General features: G+C 67.6%; 17 protein-coding genes. 2 read left to right on the top strand and 15 right to left on the bottom strand.

Features of this window, described 5'->3' with window-relative positions:
• Positions 1-110: 110 nt before the first annotated feature.
• The 3 genes from ubiE to CSC76_RS00075 all read right to left on the bottom strand — a co-directional run bounded on the left by ubiE (position 111) and on the right by CSC76_RS00075 (position 4,464).
• Entirely contained in the window at positions 111-872 is a 762-nt protein-coding gene (gene ubiE / locus CSC76_RS00085; protein WP_162108031.1) for a bifunctional demethylmenaquinone methyltransferase/2-methoxy-6-polyprenyl-1,4-benzoquinol methylase UbiE, read from the bottom strand.
• Positions 873-936: 64 nt separating this feature from the next.
• The gene (locus tag CSC76_RS00080) at positions 937-2,577 is read right to left on the bottom strand and encodes a metallopeptidase domain-containing protein (protein WP_162108030.1); all 1,641 of its coding nucleotides are present in this window, start codon (positions 2,575-2,577) and stop codon (positions 937-939) included.
• Between the two features lie 267 nt (positions 2,578-2,844).
• Positions 2,845-4,464 (bottom strand): metallopeptidase domain-containing protein, encoded by a 1,620-nt coding sequence (locus CSC76_RS00075; protein ID WP_162108029.1) that lies wholly within the window; start codon positions 4,462-4,464, stop codon positions 2,845-2,847.
• A gap of 146 nt (positions 4,465-4,610) precedes the next feature.
• On the opposite strand from CSC76_RS00075, the gene CSC76_RS00070 reads away from it, so the two are divergent.
• Positions 4,611-5,057 (top strand): nucleoside deaminase, encoded by a 447-nt coding sequence (locus CSC76_RS00070; protein WP_162108028.1) that lies wholly within the window; start codon positions 4,611-4,613, stop codon positions 5,055-5,057.
• A gap of 16 nt (positions 5,058-5,073) precedes the next feature.
• Here the strand turns inward: CSC76_RS00070 and CSC76_RS00065 are convergent, their stop codons facing one another.
• From CSC76_RS00065 to CSC76_RS00015, 11 genes are all read right to left on the bottom strand, one after another.
• Entirely contained in the window at positions 5,074-5,415 is a 342-nt protein-coding gene (locus tag CSC76_RS00065) for a zinc ribbon domain-containing protein YjdM (RefSeq protein WP_162108027.1), read from the bottom strand.
• A 104-nt stretch (positions 5,416-5,519) separates the two neighbouring features.
• Positions 5,520-6,908, bottom strand: a complete 1,389-nt coding sequence (gene hslU, locus CSC76_RS00060; RefSeq protein WP_162108026.1) for an ATP-dependent protease ATPase subunit HslU — start codon at positions 6,906-6,908, stop codon at positions 5,520-5,522.
• 98 nt (positions 6,909-7,006) lie between these two features.
• Positions 7,007-7,558 carry an ATP-dependent protease subunit HslV gene (gene hslV / locus CSC76_RS00055; RefSeq protein WP_162108025.1) on the bottom strand — a complete coding sequence of 184 codons (552 nt, stop codon included), beginning with the start codon at positions 7,556-7,558 and terminating at the stop codon, positions 7,007-7,009.
• Between the two features lie 205 nt (positions 7,559-7,763).
• The gene (gene xerC, locus CSC76_RS00050; RefSeq protein ID WP_162108182.1) at positions 7,764-8,642 is read right to left on the bottom strand and encodes a tyrosine recombinase XerC; all 879 of its coding nucleotides are present in this window, start codon (positions 8,640-8,642) and stop codon (positions 7,764-7,766) included.
• Positions 8,643-8,776: 134 nt separating this feature from the next.
• A complete protein-coding gene (locus CSC76_RS00045; protein ID WP_162108024.1) occupies positions 8,777-9,451 on the bottom strand; it encodes a DUF484 family protein in 675 nt (224 codons plus the stop codon).
• Positions 9,448-10,311, bottom strand: a complete 864-nt coding sequence (dapF, locus tag CSC76_RS00040) for a diaminopimelate epimerase (RefSeq protein WP_287757286.1) — start codon at positions 10,309-10,311, stop codon at positions 9,448-9,450. Before dapF ends, CSC76_RS00045 begins: the two co-directional genes overlap by 4 nt.
• Positions 10,304-10,513, bottom strand: coding sequence for an LPS translocon maturation chaperone LptM (gene lptM / locus CSC76_RS00035; protein ID WP_162108022.1), 210 nt, complete (start codon positions 10,511-10,513; stop codon positions 10,304-10,306). Before lptM ends, dapF begins: the two co-directional genes overlap by 8 nt.
• A 40-nt stretch (positions 10,514-10,553) precedes the next feature.
• Entirely contained in the window at positions 10,554-10,988 is a 435-nt protein-coding gene (locus CSC76_RS00030) for a YbaN family protein (protein ID WP_238394824.1), read from the bottom strand.
• A 216-nt stretch (positions 10,989-11,204) separates the two neighbouring features.
• On the bottom strand, positions 11,205-13,376 hold the full coding sequence (locus CSC76_RS00025) for a S9 family peptidase (RefSeq protein WP_162108020.1): 2,172 nt from the start codon (positions 13,374-13,376) through the stop codon (positions 11,205-11,207).
• Between the two features lie 62 nt (positions 13,377-13,438).
• The gene (locus tag CSC76_RS00020; protein WP_162108019.1) at positions 13,439-15,544 is read right to left on the bottom strand and encodes a prolyl oligopeptidase family serine peptidase; all 2,106 of its coding nucleotides are present in this window, start codon (positions 15,542-15,544) and stop codon (positions 13,439-13,441) included.
• A 77-nt stretch (positions 15,545-15,621) separates the two neighbouring features.
• Positions 15,622-15,939 carry a hypothetical protein gene (locus CSC76_RS00015; RefSeq protein WP_162108018.1) on the bottom strand — a complete coding sequence of 106 codons (318 nt, stop codon included), beginning with the start codon at positions 15,937-15,939 and terminating at the stop codon, positions 15,622-15,624.
• A gap of 142 nt (positions 15,940-16,081) precedes the next feature.
• Here CSC76_RS00015 and CSC76_RS00010 point away from each other — a divergent pair, with 142 nt between their 5' ends.
• Positions 16,082-16,666 (top strand): lipocalin family protein, encoded by a 585-nt coding sequence (locus CSC76_RS00010; protein ID WP_238394814.1) that lies wholly within the window; start codon positions 16,082-16,084, stop codon positions 16,664-16,666.
• Between the two features lie 104 nt (positions 16,667-16,770).
• Here the strand turns inward: CSC76_RS00010 and CSC76_RS00005 are convergent, their stop codons facing one another.
• A complete protein-coding gene (locus CSC76_RS00005; RefSeq protein ID WP_162108017.1) occupies positions 16,771-17,742 on the bottom strand; it encodes a helix-turn-helix transcriptional regulator in 972 nt (323 codons plus the stop codon).
• Positions 17,743-18,247: the final 505 nt, after the last annotated feature.

Raw genomic sequence — 18,247 nt, 5'->3', positions numbered from 1 at the left:
CCCGTTCCGTGTTCCCCTGCAGGAGCGAGCCATGCCCTTGCTGCTCGTGCCGGTCGCGAGGAAAAGCATCGCGCCCATGGGGCGCTCCCACAGGGCGCTGGGCGCCCTTTTCAGACCTTGTAGCCGGTGTGGATGGCCACGATGCCCGCGGACAGGTTGCGGAAACCGGTCCGGGCGAAGCCGGCGGCATCCATCATCCCCTGCAGTTCGGCCTGCGCCGGGTGCTTGCGGATGCTTTCGGCCAGGAACTGGTAGCTGCCGGCGTCCTGGGCGAACAGCTGGCCCAGCTTCGGCAGCACCTTGAACGAATGGAAGTCATAGACCGGCTTGAACCAGTCCACGGTCACTTCCGAGAACTCCAGCACGCGGGCCTGCCCGCCGACCTTCAGCACGCGGTGCATCTCGCGCAGCGCGGCGTCCTTGTCGGTGACGTTGCGCAGGCCGAAGGCGATGGTGACCAGGTCGAAGCTGGCGTCCGGGAACGGCAGCGCCTCGGCATTGCACTGCACGTATTCCAGCCCCTGCACCAGCCCGCGGTCGGTCATGCGGTCGCGGCCCACCGACAGCATGCCGGCGTTGATGTCGCCCAGCACGATCTGCCCGGCATCGCCCACGCGGTCCTTCAGCAGCGCGGCGATGTCACCGGTGCCGCCTGCGAGATCCAGTACGCGGTCGCCGCGCTTCACCTGGCAGGTGCCTACGAAATAGCGTTTCCAGACCCGATGGATGCCCAGGCTCATCAGGTCGTTCATCAGGTCGTACTTGCCGGCCACCGACGTGAAGACCTCGCCGACCAGCTTCTGCTTGTCCTTGGCGGCGACGTCGCGGAAGCCGAAATGGGTGGTGCCGCGTTCGTAGGGGGATTCGCTCATGGCCGGATTATCGCACTCCCGGCGCCCCGGTCGCATGCCGGAGCCGAACGCGTCAGGCTGGCGGTCAGCGCTCCATCAACGCGCACAGTGCACGGACACGCAGGATCTCGGGCAGCACGCGGCAGCCCGTCCTTGCCGTCGCCTGCGGTGCCGTCCGCGGCGCCGGCACGCGCGGCGCCGGTGCGGAGGACGAGGAAGCCGCGACCGTGGCCGGGCGCTCCAGGACCGGGGCCGGCGAACTCATCGAGCGCGGCCGCGGCCCCACGCGCACCACGAAGCCATTCGCGGTGACGGATACCACTTCCACCCAGTGCCGCTCGTCGGGGGTGTTCCAGCGTCCGCCCACCTTCAACATCGAGCCCTCGTTGTTGGAAACGTTGGCGGCCGGGACATCCCGGTCGATGCTGTAGGCGATGCCGTAATCCTCCAGCTTGTGGATGATCACCGCGTCGCCGGCGAGCTTCGCCTCGTAGGGTCCCGTGCGTCGCCGTGCCTCCAGCGTGTAGATGACGGTCTTGTAGGGATCGGCCTGCGCCGGCATCGCCAATACCGCCAACTGCACCTGCGTGCTGCCCACCAGGCTGCCGGCGTCGAGGACGAATTCCTGCGTTTCGCGGTTGTCTGCCGTGATCACACGCTTGCGCGCGGCAGGCAGCCAACCCAGGCGTTCGCGCTGGTACATGTTGATGTGCTTGGGCAGCGTACCAAGGACCGTGTCGCTGGCGGCGTTGCGCCAGGCGTCGCTCATCAGGTCCCAGGGATTGTCGTAGGTGTCGCCGTCGCCATCGCTGTTGTTGGAATGCGGCAGCCCGTAGCCGTGCCCCATCTCGTGGGCGAGCGGCGCCAGGTTGATGAATGACCACGGCGGGCTCCACGTCGCCCGCGTGCAGGTATAGACGCCGTCGAGCGTGGCGCAGCCGCCGCCGCCCCAGGCATTGCCATCCAGTTCGCCATTGAACATCAGGTTGACGCCCTGGATGCCGCTGAAGTCGACCTCGGCTTCGGCCGCGGCCGCGCAGTCGGCGAAGAGCGTCGACAGCTGCGCCTTCTCCTTGCCGTTGACCGTGGCCATGTACGCGGCACGCGGCTGCGGCAGTGTGTACCAGCCATGGGCGGAGCTTCCGGCCAGATTGACCTGGCCGTAGGACACCTCCGACCAGTAGTGCCCCAGTTGGCCGGGCGCATTCCCGTACTGCGCCTGGAAGTACTCGCGCGGCTTCTGCTCGGTCGCTATATCGGCGAACTTGCACATCAGGGTGATCCAGCGCGTGGCACCCAGCACCGGCGCCGACGCCATCATGCGTCCGTCCGCACCGGCGGCCAGTGCGCGCTGCGGTAGCCGATCGGTGGGCACGATGGCTTGGATGACCTGCGTGGGCTGCGATGCGGCCATCACCCTGGAGGACGACGCCACGTTGGCCTGCGCGCTGTAGGAGACCGCCACGCGCCGGTTCGCCAGTGCATACAGGTCGCCAGCGGCACGCCGTGCCTGGTTCACGTCCAGCGCGATGCGCCGGCCCGGCCCGATCTCCAGCCAGGCATCGAGCTGCGGCGCCTTCTGCACACGCCCCGGCAGCGCGCGCGGGGGATCCGCCCACTGCAGTTGCAGCACGCCCTGGACCACGGTCTCCGCCTTCGAAGGCAGGACCGGAACGACGCATGCCAGAACGAACAGACAACCGACAAAGAACGTCCGGACGTCCATGCGCCACGCACCGAAAGTTCGTTGCTCGAACACGCAAGACCCCACTCAAGGTGGCGGGTCGAGATGACGCCGCCATGCCCGTCGTGTCGGCCGGCACGCACGTGTCTTGAGCGGATTCGGGCGTCAAATGCCACGTTCGCGTTGCGGATGTTTCGAACTGCGATGCAGGTCAGGATTCGTAGCCGATCTCGTCATGTCCCGTGTAGGCACATGCCCCGCGCACGGGATCGGGTTCGCCCCGTACACCGTCAGGGAAATCCCTACGCATCAGCGCTCGCGCATGGCGCACTGCGGCGATGTTGCGCCACGCACGCCACCGCATCGCTCCGGCGGCTTGCGCCCCCTCACGGGAATCGCCGGCGTCGATCGTGTGGGCGACGACGACGACGCAGACACCTGCGCAGGCCGCACCAAGGGTGGCAGCGGGCTGCTCATCGCGCGCGGGGGTCCGACGGTCACCACGAATCCTGTCGCCGTCTGCGCCTTCACGGTAACCGCGTGCGAGCCTTCCGGAGTGACCCAGCGCTCGCCCACCTTGAACATCGAACCCTCGTTGTTGGCGCGATTGGCAGGCGGCACGTCCGCATCGATGCTGTAAGCCGTACCCGATGCCTGGACCTTGTGGACGATCACCGCATCGCCGGCCAGTGCGCCTTCGTAGGGGCCTTCGCGCTTGCGTGCTTCCAGCGTGTACACCACGGAGGCGTAGGGGTCGGCCTGCGGCGAGAGCGACAGCACCAGCATCTGCACATTGCCGGATCCGGCCAAGTGCGCGTAGTCGAGTGCGATGTCGCGGGTGGCCAGGTCGCCCAGCACGATGACCTGCTGGCGCGCGCCGTCCACCCAGCTGAGTCGGTGCCGCTGGAACACGTTGATGTGCTTGGGCCGGGTACCGTAAGTACTGTCGGATACGGCGTTGTACCAGCCATCGCTCATCACGTCCCAGGGATTGTCGTAGGTGTCGCTGTCGCCGTCGGAATTGTCCGAATGCGGCAAGCCGTAGCCGTGCCCCATCTCGTGCGCGAGCGGCGCCAGGTTGCTGAAGGACCACGGTGGATTCCAGGTCGCACGCGTGCAGAAGTTGCTCCGCCCCTCCAGTGGCGCGCACATGCCGCCACCCCATGCGTACCCGTCCAGGTCGCCATTGAACATCATGTTCACGCCCTGCACGCTGTTGAAGTCGACCGTGGCATCGGCCGCGGCGCCACAGTCGGCGAACAGTTTCTTCAGGTCGGCCTTATCCTCCCCGTTCTCCTCGGTGACGTAATGGCTGCGCGGTTGCGGCAGGGTGAACCAGCCATGGGCGCTGCTGCCGGCCAGGTTGATCTTGTTGTAGGACACCTCGCGCCAGTAGTGGCCCAGCTGGCCGACGCCCTCGCCATACTGCGACTGAAAGAACGCCTGGGTCTTCTGTTCGGTCCCGATGTCGCTGAACTTGCACATCAGCGTGACCCAGCGGGTGACGCCGTTCACCGGCGCGGCCGCCGCCACGCGTGCACTGGCTGCCGTGACCGGCGCGGATTGGGCGGTCCGGTCCGCGGGCACGATGGCCTCGATCGTCGGTGTCGACGACGCGGTCTTGCCTGGGGCCCCGAAGGCGATCGCCACGCGACGGTTGGCCAACACGTACAGATCGCCCGCGGCCTTGCGCGCCTGCGCAGGATCGAGCGCGATCCGGCTGCCGTCGTCCTTCACCAGACGAGCGTTGAAACGGGACTTCGACTTCGCCTGACCTGGCGCCACCGGGGCTGGGTCGCCCCACTCCAGCTGGAGCAGCCCCTGCTCGATGGTCTGGGCGTGTGTGGAAGCGGTGCCGGCAATGCCCAGCACGAGCGTGGCGACGATCGCCCTCGCTCGACCCGTCGTCGTGCTTGTCTTCATGTCCATGGTCCCCTGGCTCCCTGACGTAGCGACGCAGTCCACGGCCCCTGGATGCCAGAGGGCCCCTGTCCGTGCTGCGAGTAGCGTCACAGTAGGCGATGTGTGAAGCTGGATTCCTAGAGCCGCGTCACGCTCCCTCGCCCGAGAAACCCATGATCGACTACCGTGCCCTGCTTGACACCGCCATTGCCGAGGCCCGCCAGGGACTGGCCGAAGGCGGCATTCCCATCGGCGCCGCGCTCTACCACAACGACGGACGCCTGCTCGGCTGCGGCCACAATCGCCGCGTGCAGGAAGGCGATCCGTCCGTACATGGCGAAACCGATGCCTTCCGCAAGGCCGGCCGGCAACGTCGTTACCGCGACACGATCATGGTCACCACGCTGGCGCCCTGCTGGTACTGCAGCGGGTTGGTGCGCCAGTTCAATATCGGTACCGTGGTGGTCGGTGAGTCGGTGAACTTCCAGGGCGGACTGGACTGGCTGCGTGCGTCCGGCGTCAACGTCATCGACCTGCAGAGCCAGGAATGCATCGACCTGCTGGGCGACTACATCCGCGCCAATCCCGAGGTGTGGAACGAGGATATCGGCGAGGATTGAGCCACGGCCTCGCGGTTCAGGCCTTGCGCACGAATTCCGACTTCAGGCCCATCGCGCCGATGCCGTCGATCTTGCAGTCGATATCGTGGTCGCCGTCGACCAGGCGGATGTTGCGGACCTTGGTGCCGACCTTGACCACCAGCGACGAGCCCTTGATCTTCAGGTCCTTGATGACGGTGACGCTGTCGCCGTCCTGCAACACGTTGCCGTTGGCGTCCTTGACCACGCGCGGACCCTCATCGGCGACGACGGGCGCCTCGGCCGACCACTCGTACCCGCATTCCGGGCAGACCAGCTGCGCGCCGTCCTCGTAGGTGTACTCGGACTGGCATTGCGGGCAGGGCGGCAGCGTGCTCATGGATATGGCTCGGGCAGGACGGGAACGGGCCGTCATTGTAACCGGCAGCCCAAAGTCCCCATGCCCCATGAAGGAAGAACCCGCCTCGCGGCGGGTTCGTTACCTCATAGGATGTAACGGCTGAGATCCGGATCCTGCACCAGTTCGCCCAGGTGCGCATCGACGTAGGCGCGGTCGATGGTGACGCTCTGGCCGTCGCGGTCGGGGGCCTCGTAACTCAGCGTATCCAGCAGGCGCTCCAGCACCGTATGCAGCCGGCGCGCACCGATGTTCTCCTGACGCTCGTTGACCAGCGCGGCGATCTCGGCAATGCGATCCCCGGCATCGTCGGCGAACCGCAGCGCCACGCCTTCGGTCTTCATCAGCTCCACGTACTGCCGGGTCAATGCGGCCTTGGGCTCGGTGAGGATGCGGATGAAGTCCTCCTTGCTCAGCGCGGACAGCTCCACGCGGATCGGGAAGCGGCCCTGCAGTTCGGGGATCAGGTCGCTGGGCTTGGCCAGGTGGAACGCGCCGGACGCGATGAACAGGATATGGTCGGTCTTCACCGTGCCGTACTTGGTCGACACGTTGCTGCCTTCCACCAATGGCAGCAGGTCGCGCTGCACGCCCTCGCGGCTGACGTCGGCACCACTCATGTTGCCGCTGCGCTTGGCGACCTTGTCGATCTCGTCGATGAAGACGATGCCATGTTGCTCGCAGGCCTCGATGGCAGCGGCGCGGATGTCGTCCTCGTTGACCAACTTCGCGGCCTCTTCCTCGATCAGCTGCGGGCGCGCGGCCTTGATCGTGACCGTGCGCTTGTGGGTCTTGTTGCCGCCGAGGCTCGAGAACATCTGCCGCAGCTGCTGGCCCATCTCCTCCATGCCGGGCGGCGTCATGATGTCCACGCCGACGTTGGCCGACAGCTCCAGTTCGATCTCGCGTCCGTCCAGCTCCCCGCTGCGCAGCTGGCGGCGCAGCTTCTGGCGGGTCTCGGACTCCTTCGACGACGGCTCGGCACCGATGTCGACGGTGGGCGTGGCGGCGCCGGAACCGAAGCCGTTGCCGCCCGCGCCTTCGCGCCGCGGCAGCAGCGCATCCAGGATGCGTTCCTCGGCGCGCTCCTCGGCCTGGGTGCGCATGCGTGCCTTGGCCTGCTCGCGATACATCTTCACCGCGGTATCGGCCAGGTCGCGGACGATCTGCTCGACATCCTTGCCCACATAGCCGACTTCGGTGAAGCGCGTGGCCTCGACCTTCACGAACGGCGCGTTGGCCAGCGTGGCCAGGCGGCGCGCGATCTCGGTCTTGCCCACACCGGTCGGACCGATCAGCAGGATGTTCTTCGGCATCACTTCGTTGCGCAGGCCGTCGTCGAGCTGCATGCGGCGCCAGCGGTTGCGCAGCGCAATGGCGACTGCGCGCTTGGCGGCCTGCTGGCCGACGATGTGGCGGTCCAGTTCCTGCACGATCTCGCGCGGGGTCATGGTGGAAGAGCCGGGATTCGTCATAGGAGATTCGGGATTCGTAAGAGCGGATTCAGGGAAGCTGGGAGGTTTCGGCTTGGCGTTCGCTCTTGCGAATCACGAATCGCCAATCACGGCTCCTCTCACAGCTCTTCGACCACCACGTTGCGATTGGTGTAGATGCAGATGTCGCCGGCGATGTTCAGCGACTCGACGGCGATGGACTTCGCGTCCAGTTCGGTATGCGCGAGCAATGCGCGTGCAGCGGACAAGGCATAGGAACCGCCGGAACCGATGGCGATGATGCCGTCCTCCGGCTCGATCACGTCGCCGGTACCGCTGATGATCAGCGAGGTTTCCCGGTCGGCGACGGCGAGCAGCGCCTCGAGCTTGCCCAGACGACGCTCGGTGCGCCAGTCCTTGGCCAGTTCAACGGCGGCGCGCGTCAGCTGGCCATGCTTCTCCAGCTTGGCTTCGAACAGTTCGAACAGGGTGAACGCATCGGCCGCCGCGCCGGCGAAGCCGGCCAGCACCTGGCCGTCGCGACCGAGCCGGCGCACCTTGCGCGCATTGCCCTTCATGACCGTGTGGCCCAGCGTCACCTGGCCATCGCCCGCGACGGCGACGCGGCCGTTGCGGCGCACGGACAGGATGGTGGTGGCGTGGAAGACGTGGGGGTTCTGGCTGGGGTCCATGGAGGCCTCCGGGGTGTTCCCCCAGAGGTGGGGACGCCGCTCCTAGGTTCAAGCATGACTTTCGACGCCGTTGCAGGAGCGACGTGAGTCGCGACCGCGATCCCGAGGCACCCGGCGACCGTACGACATCCATCGGACCACGCCTGATACTGCCGTCGTGCTTGTTCGGATCCGCGGTCGCGACTCACGTCGCTCCTACAGGGGCTCAGCGTTTGCGCTTCGCCCGCGGGTGCGCCGCGTCGTACACCCTGGCCAGGTGCTGGAAGTCCAGGTGCGTATAGATCTGGGTGGTGGCGACGTCGGCGTGGCCCAGCAGTTCCTGTACGCCGCGCAGGTCGCCCGAGGATTCGAGGATGTGGCTGGCGAAACTGTGTCGCAGCATGTGTGGATGGACGTGCTTGAACAGACCCTGCCGCTGTGCCAGCTGCTTGATGCGGATCTGCACCGCCCGTTGCGAGATCGGACCGTCAGCGCGCCCTGGAAACACGAAGCCGTCGTTGCCGGCGGGGCGTTCCTGACGCCATTCGGCCAGCGCGTTGCGTGCATGCGAGCCGACCGGCACCTTGCGCTCCTTGCTGCCCTTGCCCAGTACCGTGACCAGGCCGCCGGCCATGTCCAGGTCGCGCCACCGCAGCGCGCACAGCTCACTCAGGCGCAGGCCCGAGGAATAGAACAGCTCCAGCAACGCGCGATCGCGCTTGCCGAGCGGCGCGTCGGTGGGCACTTCCACCAGCCGGACGGCCTCGTCGGCATCCAGCACCTGAGGCAGCTTGCGCGGGGCCTTGGGCGCACGCAGCGCAGCCGCGGGACTGGCCGCGATGCGGCCATGCTTCAGGAGCCACTGGTAGAAACTGCGACAGGCCGACAGGCGGCGCTGCAGGCTCTTGGGCGACAGCCCGCGACGATGCTCGGCGGCGACGAAGCCGCGCAACGCTTCGGCCTGCACATCCGCCAGCTCGGTGATGCCCTGCGCCTGCGCCCACTCCGTCAGCGCGGCAAGATCGCGGCGGTAGGCATCCAGCGTGTGCGCGGAGACACGGCGCTCCACGTCGAGATACGCCAGGAAGTCGGTGACGGACAAGATCCTTCCCTCCCCGTCATTCCCGCGAACGCCGAAATCCGGGCGGCCTGGGCGTTTGCCTCAGGCCGCCCGTCAGGACAAGAGCGCGATGGATTCCGGCATTCGCCCGAATGACGGCACGAGACGCGCGCCTCGCCTCAACCATCGAACCGCTTCAACGCCGTCGCCAGCGTCTCGCCCATCATGCGCAGGAACAGCGTGCCCATGCCCGGATAGAAGCGGTTGCCGTCGCGGCTGCCCACGGCCACCAGGCCGATGCCGGGCAACGGCAGCAGCGCCGACGACGCGACCTCATCCGCGCGCGCGCCGTACAGCAGCACGTGTTTCTCGGGCTGCAGGCGGCCGCAGATCGGCTCGCCGTCGCGCAGGCAGTCGCGGAACGGGGCCATGTGCGGATTGTCCGCCGGCACCACCTGCAGCCAGTCGCTCTCCTCCAGCCCGGGGATCGGTTCCAGCAGGACGATGCTGACGCGGTCGCCGTTGAAATCCTCGGCCAGCGAGGCCGCCATCGCGCGCACCGTATCCGCGGCACTGCCCTGCTTCATCAGGGTGAGCGCCAGCTGGTGCGTGCGCACCGCCAGGCGTTCGTTCTCCTGCGCATTGGCGAACAGGTCGCCCAGCCGCTTGGACAGTTCACGGTTCTTGTCGCGCAGCACCTCGAGCTGGTAGCTGGCCAGCGAGGCCGTGGGGCCTTCGTCGCGCGGGACCACCAGGCTCAGGGCCAGGTCGGGGAACTGCTTCAGGAACGTCGGGTGCCGTCGCAGCCAGGCCGCGACTTCGTGGGCGCCCAGCTTCTCTTGCGTATCGCTCATGCTTTCCATTCCCCTTCGAATACGAATGCCGCCGGCCCGGACATGATGACCGGCGCGTCGTCGGACGGCCAGCGGATGCGCAGTTCGCCGCCCGGCAGCGCGATGGCCACGTCGCGGCCCACCCGGCCGCGCCGCATCAGCACGGCGGCGGCCGCGCACGCGCCGCTGCCGCAGGCCAGTGTTTCGCCCACGCCGCGCTCGTACACGCGCAGGCGCACGCGGTCGGGCGCGACCACTTCGGCGAAGCCGACATTGACCGACTCGGGGAAGTGCGGCGACCGCTGCAGCAGCGGCCCGTAGTGCAGCACGGGCGCAGCATCGACGGACGGCACTTCGATCACGGCATGCGGATTGCCCATCGATACGGCGCCGAACCGCAGCCTGACGCCCTCGTCCACGTCGGCGTCGTACTCCGCGCGCGGCGCGTCGAATCCCCGCAGCGGGATACGCGCGGGCATGAACTCCGGCACGCCCATGGCGATGGCATAGCGATCCTCACCCAGACGCTCCACCGCGTGCGTCGCCAGCGGACTGTCCACGTCGAACGTGCTTCCCGTCGCCGCACCGTCCCGCACCAGCCACGCCGCCACGCAGCGCGCGCCGTTGCCGCACTGCTGCGAGGGCGAACCATCCGAGTTCCAGATGCGGTAGGCCGCCACCGCCGCGGCGCTGCGCGGCGCTTCGATGGTCAAGATCTGGTCGCAGCCCACGCCCCGGTGGCGATCCGCCAGCGCTGCGGCCAGCGCGGCATCCGGTGGCGGCAGGCCATCGCGCAGGTCCAGCACGACGAAATCGTTGCCGGCCCCATGCATCTTGGTGAAACGCATCGCCGTGGCCCGCGGGTACGGGGACTCAGCCATTCCCGTCGGTGGCGGGCACCGTGGCGGGATCGATCGGCGGGTCGGCCGGCACGGCGTCGGCCGCGGGTGGCACGGCATCGGCGGGCGTCACGGGCGCCTCTTCGACCGGCTTCTCCGGCATGAACAGCGGGCCCTTGGCACCGCAGGCGGACAGGGCCGCCATCAGGGCGGCGGCAAGGAAAAGACGAGCGTTCCGGTTCATGCCGAGAGTATAGCCACAGCCCGATGAACGCGGCGGCCGCTCAGTCGCTGCGCGGCGGCTCCGGACGCATCCACAGCCAGGCCCCCACCACGGCCATGCAGGCCATCGGCAAGGCGACCATCCACCAGCGGTGCGAGCCGGTCCACCGCATCAGCGCGAGCAGGATCACGGCGCTGAAGAGCATCGTCCACGTGGCCGCCCACTTGGCGCGCCGCGACACCGCGCGGTGCAGATGCCAGTCGTGGATCATCGGGCCGAAGCGCGGATGAGTGACCAGGTGGCGGTGCAGGCGCTCCGAACCGCGCGACGCGGCGTACGCCGCGACCAGGATGAACACGGTGGTCGGCAGCCCGGGGACGAACACGCCGACGATGCCCACCCCCAGGCTGGCGTAGGCCAGCAGCCGCCAGGCCCAGCGGAAGCGGGCTGGCCTCGGCTCGGGAAGTTCGCGCGGTGGCGGCGACGGATCGTGCACGGCGACCTTGTACCCCAAATCGACAGCCGATGGCGCGAACAGCCGATGCCCGACGCGGATCACCGCACCCCACCCTGCCATGTCGCGCCTCCGCCGACGAACTCGTCCCCACCGTTATCGGCCGTGGCCGGCGGCGCTGGAGCCCCTCGCTGGCGGGGATACCGGAAACGAAGAAAGCCGGGTTTCCCCGGCTTTCTTCCTGTCCCGCGATGCCGCCTACTTCGAAGCGACGCCCAGCTGGTCCAGCATGAAGGCGAACATCTCGGCACGCTCGCGGTACTGGCGGAAGCGGCCGGACTTGCCGCCGTGGCCGGCTTCCATGTTGGTGCGGAACACCACCGGGCCCTTGCCGGTGTTGAGGTCGCGCAGGCGGGCGACGTACTTGGCCGGCTCCCAGTACTGCACCTGTGAATCCCACAGGCCGGTGCCGACGAACATCGCCGGGTAGGCCTTGGCCTGCAGGTTGTCGTAGGGCGAGTAGGTCAGGATGTAGTCGTAGTAGCCCTTCTCTTCCGGGTTGCCCCACTCGTCGTATTCATTGGTGGTCAGCGGAATGGTGGGGTCGAGCATCGTGGTGACGACGTCGACGAACGGCACCAGGGTCAGGATGACCTTGTACTTCTCCGGCGCCATGTTCGACACCGCACCCATCAGCAGGCCACCGGCGCTGCCGCCCATCGCCGCCACGCGGTCCTTGGCCGCGTAGCCTTCCTTCACCAGGTAATCGGTGACGTCGATGAAGTCGGTGAAGGTGTTGATCTTGTTGTAGAGCTTGCCGTCGTCGTACCACGCACGGCCCATTTCCTGGCCGCCGCGGATGTGGGCCAGCGCGTAGACCACGCCACGGTCCAGCAGGCTGACGTTGGTGATGCTGAAGTTCGGGTTCATCGACGCGCCATAGCTGCCGTAGGCGTACTGCAGCATCGGCGCCTTGCCGTCGCGCGCCACGTCCTTGCGGTATACCAGCGTCACCGGGATCTTCGTCTTGCCATCCCGCGCCGGCGCCCACACACGCTCGGTGACGTACTTCGACGCATCGTAGCCCGGCACGGGCTGCTGCTTCAGCTGGCGGCGTTCGCCGGTCTTGGTGTTGATCTCGTAGGTCGTGGCCGGCGTGGTCATCGACGTGTAGCTGTAGCGCAGCCAGTCGGTACCGGTTTCCGGATTGGCGGACAGGCCCATCGAGTACGCCGGCTCGTCGGCCTTGACGTAGTCGCTGCTGCCGTCGGCCTTGATCACGCGCAGGCTTTCCAGCGCGTTGGCGCGCTCGGCCACCACGCTGAAGCCGTCGAACAGTTCGAAACCCTCGACGAACACGTCGTCGCGGTGGGCCACCCAGTCCTTCCAGTCCTTGCGCGAAGTCGAGTCGGTCGGCGCGGGCACGATCTTGAAGTTGGTGGCGCCATCGGCGTTGGTGCGGATCACCCAGCGGTCGCCCAGGTGGTCGGCCTGGTATTCCACGTCGCGCTCGCGCGGGGCCAGCACGGTGAACACGCCGGGGCTGGCGGCCGGCGTGCAGCGCATTTCGGAGGACACGGTGCTCTCGACGCTGATGCAGATGAACTTGTCGTCGCGGCTGCGACCGATGCCCATGTAGAAGCTGTCGTCTTCCTCTTCGTAGACCAGCGCGTCCTGGCTGGCCGGCGTGCCCAGCACGTGCGCCTTCACCCGCTTGCTGAGCAGGGTTTCCGGATCCTTGTCCACGTAGAACAGCGTGCGGCCGTCGTCGGACCACACCAGGTTCGGCTCGGCGTTGGTGACGGTGTCCGGCAGCAGTTCACCGGTATCCAGGTTCTTGAAACGGATGGTGTACTGGCGACGGCCGTTGGTGTCGTCGGCATAGGCCAGCAGGCGGTTGTCCTGGCTGACCTCGTAGTCGCCGACGTTGTAGTAGTCCTTGCCTTCGCCCAGCGCGTTGACGTCCAGCAGCACCTGCTCGCCGGTGAAGTCGCCGGCGGCGTTGGCGGCCTGGATCGACACCGCATCCACGCCCGGGCCGTCCTTGCGCCGCGCATGCACCGGATAGTCCTTGCCGGTGACGAAGCGCGCGTAATACCACCAGCCGCGTTCTCGGTACGGCACGCTGGCGTCGTCCTGCTTGATGCGCGCGACGACTTCGTCGTACAGCTTGTCCTCCAGCGGCTTCAGCGGCGCCATCACCGCATCGGTGTAGGCGTTCTCGGCGTTGAGGTACGCCAGCATCTCCTTGTTCTCGCGCTTGTCGTCGCGCAGCCAGTAGTACTCGTCGTTGCGTTCGGCACCGTGCGGCGCCTTCACCACGTGCGGCTTCTTCGCCACGTCGGGCGGGGTGGCACTGGCGGCCAGGGCGGAGGTGATCGGGGTGCTCATCAGGACGGTGGCGGCAAGCAGAAGGGAGGTCGGCTTCATGGATGGGGTCCGGGGACGCGGGATGCAATGGCGGCGCCCCTCCGGAGAGGGGCGTCGGACGCTTACTTGGTCAGTTGCTGCCAGAGGAAGGTGTAGGCCAGAGCGCTCATGTGCGCGGCCTGGGCGTTGTTGGCCGCACCGCCGTGGCCGCCTTCGATGTTCTCGTAATAGCGCACGTCCTTGCCCGCCTCCAGCATCTTCGCGGCCATCTTGCGGGCATGGCCCGGATGGACGCGGTCGTCGCGGGTGGAGGTCATGAACAGGGTCGGCGGATAGTCCTTCTCCGCATCGAACAGGTGGTACGGCGAGAAGGTCCGGATGAACTCCCAGTCGGCGGTATCGGGATTGCCGTACTCGGCCATCCACGACGCGCCCGCCAGCAGGTGGCTGTAGCGCTTCATGTCCAGCAGTGGCACCTGCACGACGACGGCGCCGAACAGCTCCGGATACTGCGTCAGCATGTTGCCCGTCAGCAGACCGCCATTGCTGCCGCCCTGGATGCCCAGGTGCTTGGGCGAGGTGATCTTGCGGGCGATCAGGTCCTGCGCGACCGCGGCGAAGTCCTCGTACGCCTTGTGGCGGTTGGCCTTCAGCGCCGCCTGGTGCCAGCGCGGACCGTACTCGCCGCCACCGCGGATGTTGGCGACGGCATAGACGCCCCCCTTCTCCAGCCAGCCCTTGCCCACGCCGCCGGAATAGCCGGGGGTCAGCGAGATCTCGAAGCCGCCGTAGCCGTACAGCAGGGTCGGCGTGCTGCCGTCGTACTTCAGGCCTTCGGGGCGGACCAGGAAGTACGGCACCTTGGTTCCGTCCTTGGAGGTGGCGAAGTGCTGTTCGATCTTCTTGCCCGAAGCGTCGAAGAACGCCGGCATCGACTTCAGCTGCTCGGGCGGCTGGCCGATCTCGGCCAGCGACAGCGTCGTCGGGGTCAGGTAGTCGGTGACGGTCAGCCACACCGCATCGCTTTCGTCGCTGTCCACGTCACCGACCCCGACGGTGCCGAAGGACGGTGCGCCGACGAAGGCGCTGGTGGTCCAGCCCGAGGCCGACGGCGTCAGCACGCTCAGGCGGTTCTTCACGTCTTCCAGTACGTTGAGGACGAGGTGGCTCTTCGTCCAGGTGAAGCCTGCCAGCGAGGTCTTGTCGGTCGGCGCGAACAGCACGTCGAACGCGCGCTTGCCGGCCATGAAGTCGTCGAACTTGGCCGCCAACAGGCTGCCGGTCGCATAGGTCTTGCCGCCGACCGTCCACGGCTCGCGCAGCTCCAGGGTCAGCCACTCCTTGTGCACGCCCTTGTTGGCCGAGTTGGGTGCATCGATCTTGGCCAGCGTGCCGTCGGCGCGGCGCAGGTACAGCTCGTCGTTGTAGAAGGCCAGCGTGCGGCTGACGAAATCGCGCTGGAAACCCGGCGTGTCGTCGTGGAACGCCGCGATGTACATGTCGTCCGGCTTGCCTTCGTAGACGACGGTGGCGCTCTCCAGCGGCGTGCCGCGCTTCCATTCCTTGGCGATGCGCGGATAACCCGAGCTGGTCATGCTGCCGTCGCCGAAGTCGGTGTACACGTAGACGGTATCGGCGTCCTTCCAGCCCAGGCCACCCTTCGCCTCGGGACGGTAGAACCCGTCGGCGAGGAACTTCTTGTTGACCAGGTCGAACTCGCGGGTCTCATCGGCGTCGGCGCCGCCGCGCGACAGCGCGATCAGGCAGCGGGTGTAGTCGGGCTTGCGGCAGTCGGCGCCGTGCCAGACCCAGTTCTTGCCCTCGGCCTTGTTCAGCGCGTCCAGGTCCAGCACGGTCTCCCACTGCGGCTGTGCCTTGCGGTACTCGGCCAGCGTGGTGCGGCGCCAGACGCCGCGTTCGTGCTGCTTGTCCTTCCAGAAGTTGTAGTAGTAGTCGCCGATCTTCTGCACGCCCGGGATCTTGGCGTCTGAATCGAGGATGGCGCGGATATCCGACTCCAGCTGCTTGAATGCCGGCGTGGCCGCGATCTCGGCCTCGGCCTTGGCGTTGACGCCCCTCACCCAGTCGAGCTGCTTCTGGCCTTCGACCTCTTCCAGCCATGCGTACGGGTCGTTGGACACGTCAGCCTCCTTCGCATGGACAGGAGCGGACAGGGCGCCCGCAACGGCAAGGCCGGCGGCCAGGCAGGCGTGGGTAAGTCTGGGCATCGGGAGTGGCTCCGGAGGTGCAGTTCATGAACATGCCACGCTAGCACAAGGGCCGAAGGCCACCCCCCTGCCGAAGGTCAGGCCGCCCGGGCCGGACCCGTGCCGCGGGTGCGTAGGCGCCGGGCCTGCGGTGCGCGACGGCGCGCGGCCGCCGGGCGGACCCGGCGCAACACCGTCGGCACGCGGAACCGGTGCAGCGCCCACCAGGCCGCCACCGGCATGCCCACCAGCCACAGCGGCAGCCATCCGAGGGCGTCGGTGCTGGCCCGGGCCAGCGGCACCATCAACACCAGTGCCAGGCCCGCAAGCACGACCCTGCGCAACGCACGGTCCAGGCCGGCGTCGGGACGATCCTGGGAAGCGGGTGACGAAAAGTCGAACGATGCGGCGGACATGGCGGCGGACTCCCGTGGGTTGATGTCGGTACGCCGTCACACTCGCTCACACGCATCTCACGGATTGCGACATCCCCGGTTAACATCGCCGTCGCATCCTGATGACTAGCGTGTCCGTATGACGGGGAGGAAGGAGTCCCACATGCCCATGCCGTTGTTTCCCCGCGTAGCCCGATGTGCCCTGATCGCCCTGCTGCTGGTGCTGGCCGCCGGCTGCGCGAGCCGGGGCGAGGTGCAGAAGGGACCGGCGGCCGTGGACCTGCCTCGCTTCATGGGCACCTGGCACGTGGTGGCGCACATTCCCTACTTCGCCGAACGCGGACACGTTGCGGCACGTTACGAATACGCCTTCCGCGATCGCGACAAGGTCGGGGTTGCGTACCACTATCGCGAAGGCTTCGACCAGCCCGAACAGGTGCGCGAAGCGCGCGCGTCGGTGAAGGAAGCGTCCGGCAACCGGGAATGGACCTTGTGGTTCGTCGGCGTGGTGCCGGCCAAGTGGCGCATCGTCGAAGTGGCACCCGACTACTCCTGGGCGCTGGCCGACTATCCGGGTCGCGACATGGGCTGGGTCCTGGCCCGAAACCCCGTCATGGACGACACGCTTTACCAGGACCTGGTGAAGCGCGCGCGCGACCACGGCATCAATGCCCGCCAGCTCGTGCGCATACCGCAGGTGCCGGAACAGGTGGGCAAGCCGGGGTTCGGGGAACCGAAGGCGCCATAGACCGCCAGGATGGCGGGCTGTGGCCGCGACATCAGTCGCGATGACGAACTAAAGGCGATCCGCGAAGCTTCGCGACTCACGTCGCTCCCACGCCCGCAACGGCGCTACTTCTTCTCGTAGTTCGACAGCGCCAGTTCCAGCAGCGCTTTCGCCTGTTCGCGCAGCACCGCCGGCTCGACGATTTCCGCGTCGGCGCCATAGTGCAGGATATCCATCAGCAGCTCGCGGGAAACGCTGTAAGGGATCTTCAGCTCGTAGCGACCATCGGGCAGGTGGCGGCCCTGCTGCTTGGAATGCCACTGCTCGTCGGCGACCCAGCGCGCGGCCTTGGCGCTGAAGACGATCGTGGCCCAGCCCTTGGGCTCGCCGGAGAAGATGCCGTAACTCGAGGCCAGGTGCTGGTTGAGCTCCTCGTTGGGCAGGTCGCGCGCAGGCTCCTCACCCAGCCGTGCATTGCCGATGCGGTCCACGGCGAAGCTGCGCAGAGCGTTGCGCTCGTGGTCCCAGGCGTCCAGGTACCAGTTGTCGCGATAGTGGGTGATGCGCTGCGGCGACACCGTGCGGCGCGTGCGCTCGTCGGTCGAACGTGCGCGGTATTCGAACTGCAGCTGCTTGCGTTCCAGCACGGCCGAGGCGACCGTGCGGAAGCTGGCCTCGTCCAGCTTGCGGCCGCGGTGCGGGATGACGCGCACCCGGTCGACCGGCCACTGCGACACGCCGGCGTGGTCGGCCCGCCGACCTTCGATGCGCTTCTGCAGCGGTGCCAGCGCGCCCGACAGCACGCCACCGCCCGTGCGCACCAGCAGCTGCTGCGCGGCCAGCAGCGCGTAGAGCTCTTCCGAACTCAACCCCAGGCCGGGCAGTTCGAAACGCTCGCTCTCCGCGGCGTGATAGCGGAAGCCGGCCTCGCCATCGCCCTCGATGGGCGCCATCAGCGCATCGCGCAGATAGGCCAGGTCGCGGTAGACCGTCGCGCGCGAACAGCCCAGCTCCTCCTGCAGCCGCTTCACCGTGACCGGATAACGGGCAGCCTTCAGGATGCGGTGCAGGGCAGTGATGCGTTCGATCTTGTCCATGGGCGGCACGGCAGGGGGCGTGTCCGGATTATCGCCGAGGCATGGCCGTTTTCATCGCCTGCCTGCCGTTGGAAGCGATACAGGGGGCGCTGCGCCGACGGCGCCTGGGGCCCGTGCGGTGCCCGGCGCCACGGCGTGTCCACGCCGCTGCGGCGCCCTCAACGCACGGACCCCAGGCGCCTTCTCCGCTGCCACCACCTCAATGCGTCGTCGCTCGACGGGCCGCCATGACCCGATCCGCTGCCCACGCACCGCCATGCTTGGAAGCACCGCATCCACCCAGCGCGACCGTGGACCCGGGCCTTGTCCGGACCGCGAATCCCGGATGCAGCGGCCATCCAAGTCCGCAGGGGCAACAAAGCGACCCTCGGGCCCTGCCGACCGTGACGACGATCCTGAATCACGCGCCCGGTCGTGGCAGAATGCATGGCGCAAACCTGAATCGGAACAAGTACTTGGGTTGTTGCTCCGACGACCGCTGTCTACCATGTAACCGCTTACATCC

The sequence above is a fragment of the Pseudoxanthomonas mexicana genome (assembly GCF_010093385.1).
Classification (GTDB): Bacteria; Pseudomonadota; Gammaproteobacteria; order Xanthomonadales; family Xanthomonadaceae; genus Pseudoxanthomonas_A; species Pseudoxanthomonas_A mexicana.
Note: the sequence above shows the minus strand (reverse complement) of the source record. Positions and strands in the feature narration are given on the sequence as shown.

Coding starts and splice junctions, on each gene's coding strand:
- ubiE (WP_162108031.1), bottom strand. CDS start 872: ATGAGCGAATCCCCCTACGAACGCGGCACCACCCATTTCGGCTTCCGC.
- CSC76_RS00080 (WP_162108030.1), bottom strand. CDS start 2,577: ATGGACGTCCGGACGTTCTTTGTCGGTTGTCTGTTCGTTCTGGCATGC.
- CSC76_RS00075 (WP_162108029.1), bottom strand. CDS start 4,464: ATGGACATGAAGACAAGCACGACGACGGGTCGAGCGAGGGCGATCGTC.
- CSC76_RS00070 (WP_162108028.1), top strand. CDS start 4,611: ATGATCGACTACCGTGCCCTGCTTGACACCGCCATTGCCGAGGCCCGC.
- CSC76_RS00065 (WP_162108027.1), bottom strand. CDS start 5,415: ATGAGCACGCTGCCGCCCTGCCCGCAATGCCAGTCCGAGTACACCTAC.
- hslU (WP_162108026.1), bottom strand. CDS start 6,908: ATGACGAATCCCGGCTCTTCCACCATGACCCCGCGCGAGATCGTGCAG.
- hslV (WP_162108025.1), bottom strand. CDS start 7,558: ATGGACCCCAGCCAGAACCCCCACGTCTTCCACGCCACCACCATCCTG.
- CSC76_RS00045 (WP_162108024.1), bottom strand. CDS start 9,451: ATGAGCGATACGCAAGAGAAGCTGGGCGCCCACGAAGTCGCGGCCTGG.
- dapF (WP_287757286.1), bottom strand. CDS start 10,311: ATGGCTGAGTCCCCGTACCCGCGGGCCACGGCGATGCGTTTCACCAAG.
- lptM (WP_162108022.1), bottom strand. CDS start 10,513: ATGAACCGGAACGCTCGTCTTTTCCTTGCCGCCGCCCTGATGGCGGCC.
- CSC76_RS00025 (WP_162108020.1), bottom strand. CDS start 13,376: ATGAAGCCGACCTCCCTTCTGCTTGCCGCCACCGTCCTGATGAGCACC.
- CSC76_RS00020 (WP_162108019.1), bottom strand. CDS start 15,544: ATGCCCAGACTTACCCACGCCTGCCTGGCCGCCGGCCTTGCCGTTGCG.
- CSC76_RS00015 (WP_162108018.1), bottom strand. CDS start 15,939: ATGTCCGCCGCATCGTTCGACTTTTCGTCACCCGCTTCCCAGGATCGT.
- CSC76_RS00010 (WP_238394814.1), top strand. CDS start 16,082: ATGCCCATGCCGTTGTTTCCCCGCGTAGCCCGATGTGCCCTGATCGCC.
- CSC76_RS00005 (WP_162108017.1), bottom strand. CDS start 17,742: ATGGACAAGATCGAACGCATCACTGCCCTGCACCGCATCCTGAAGGCT.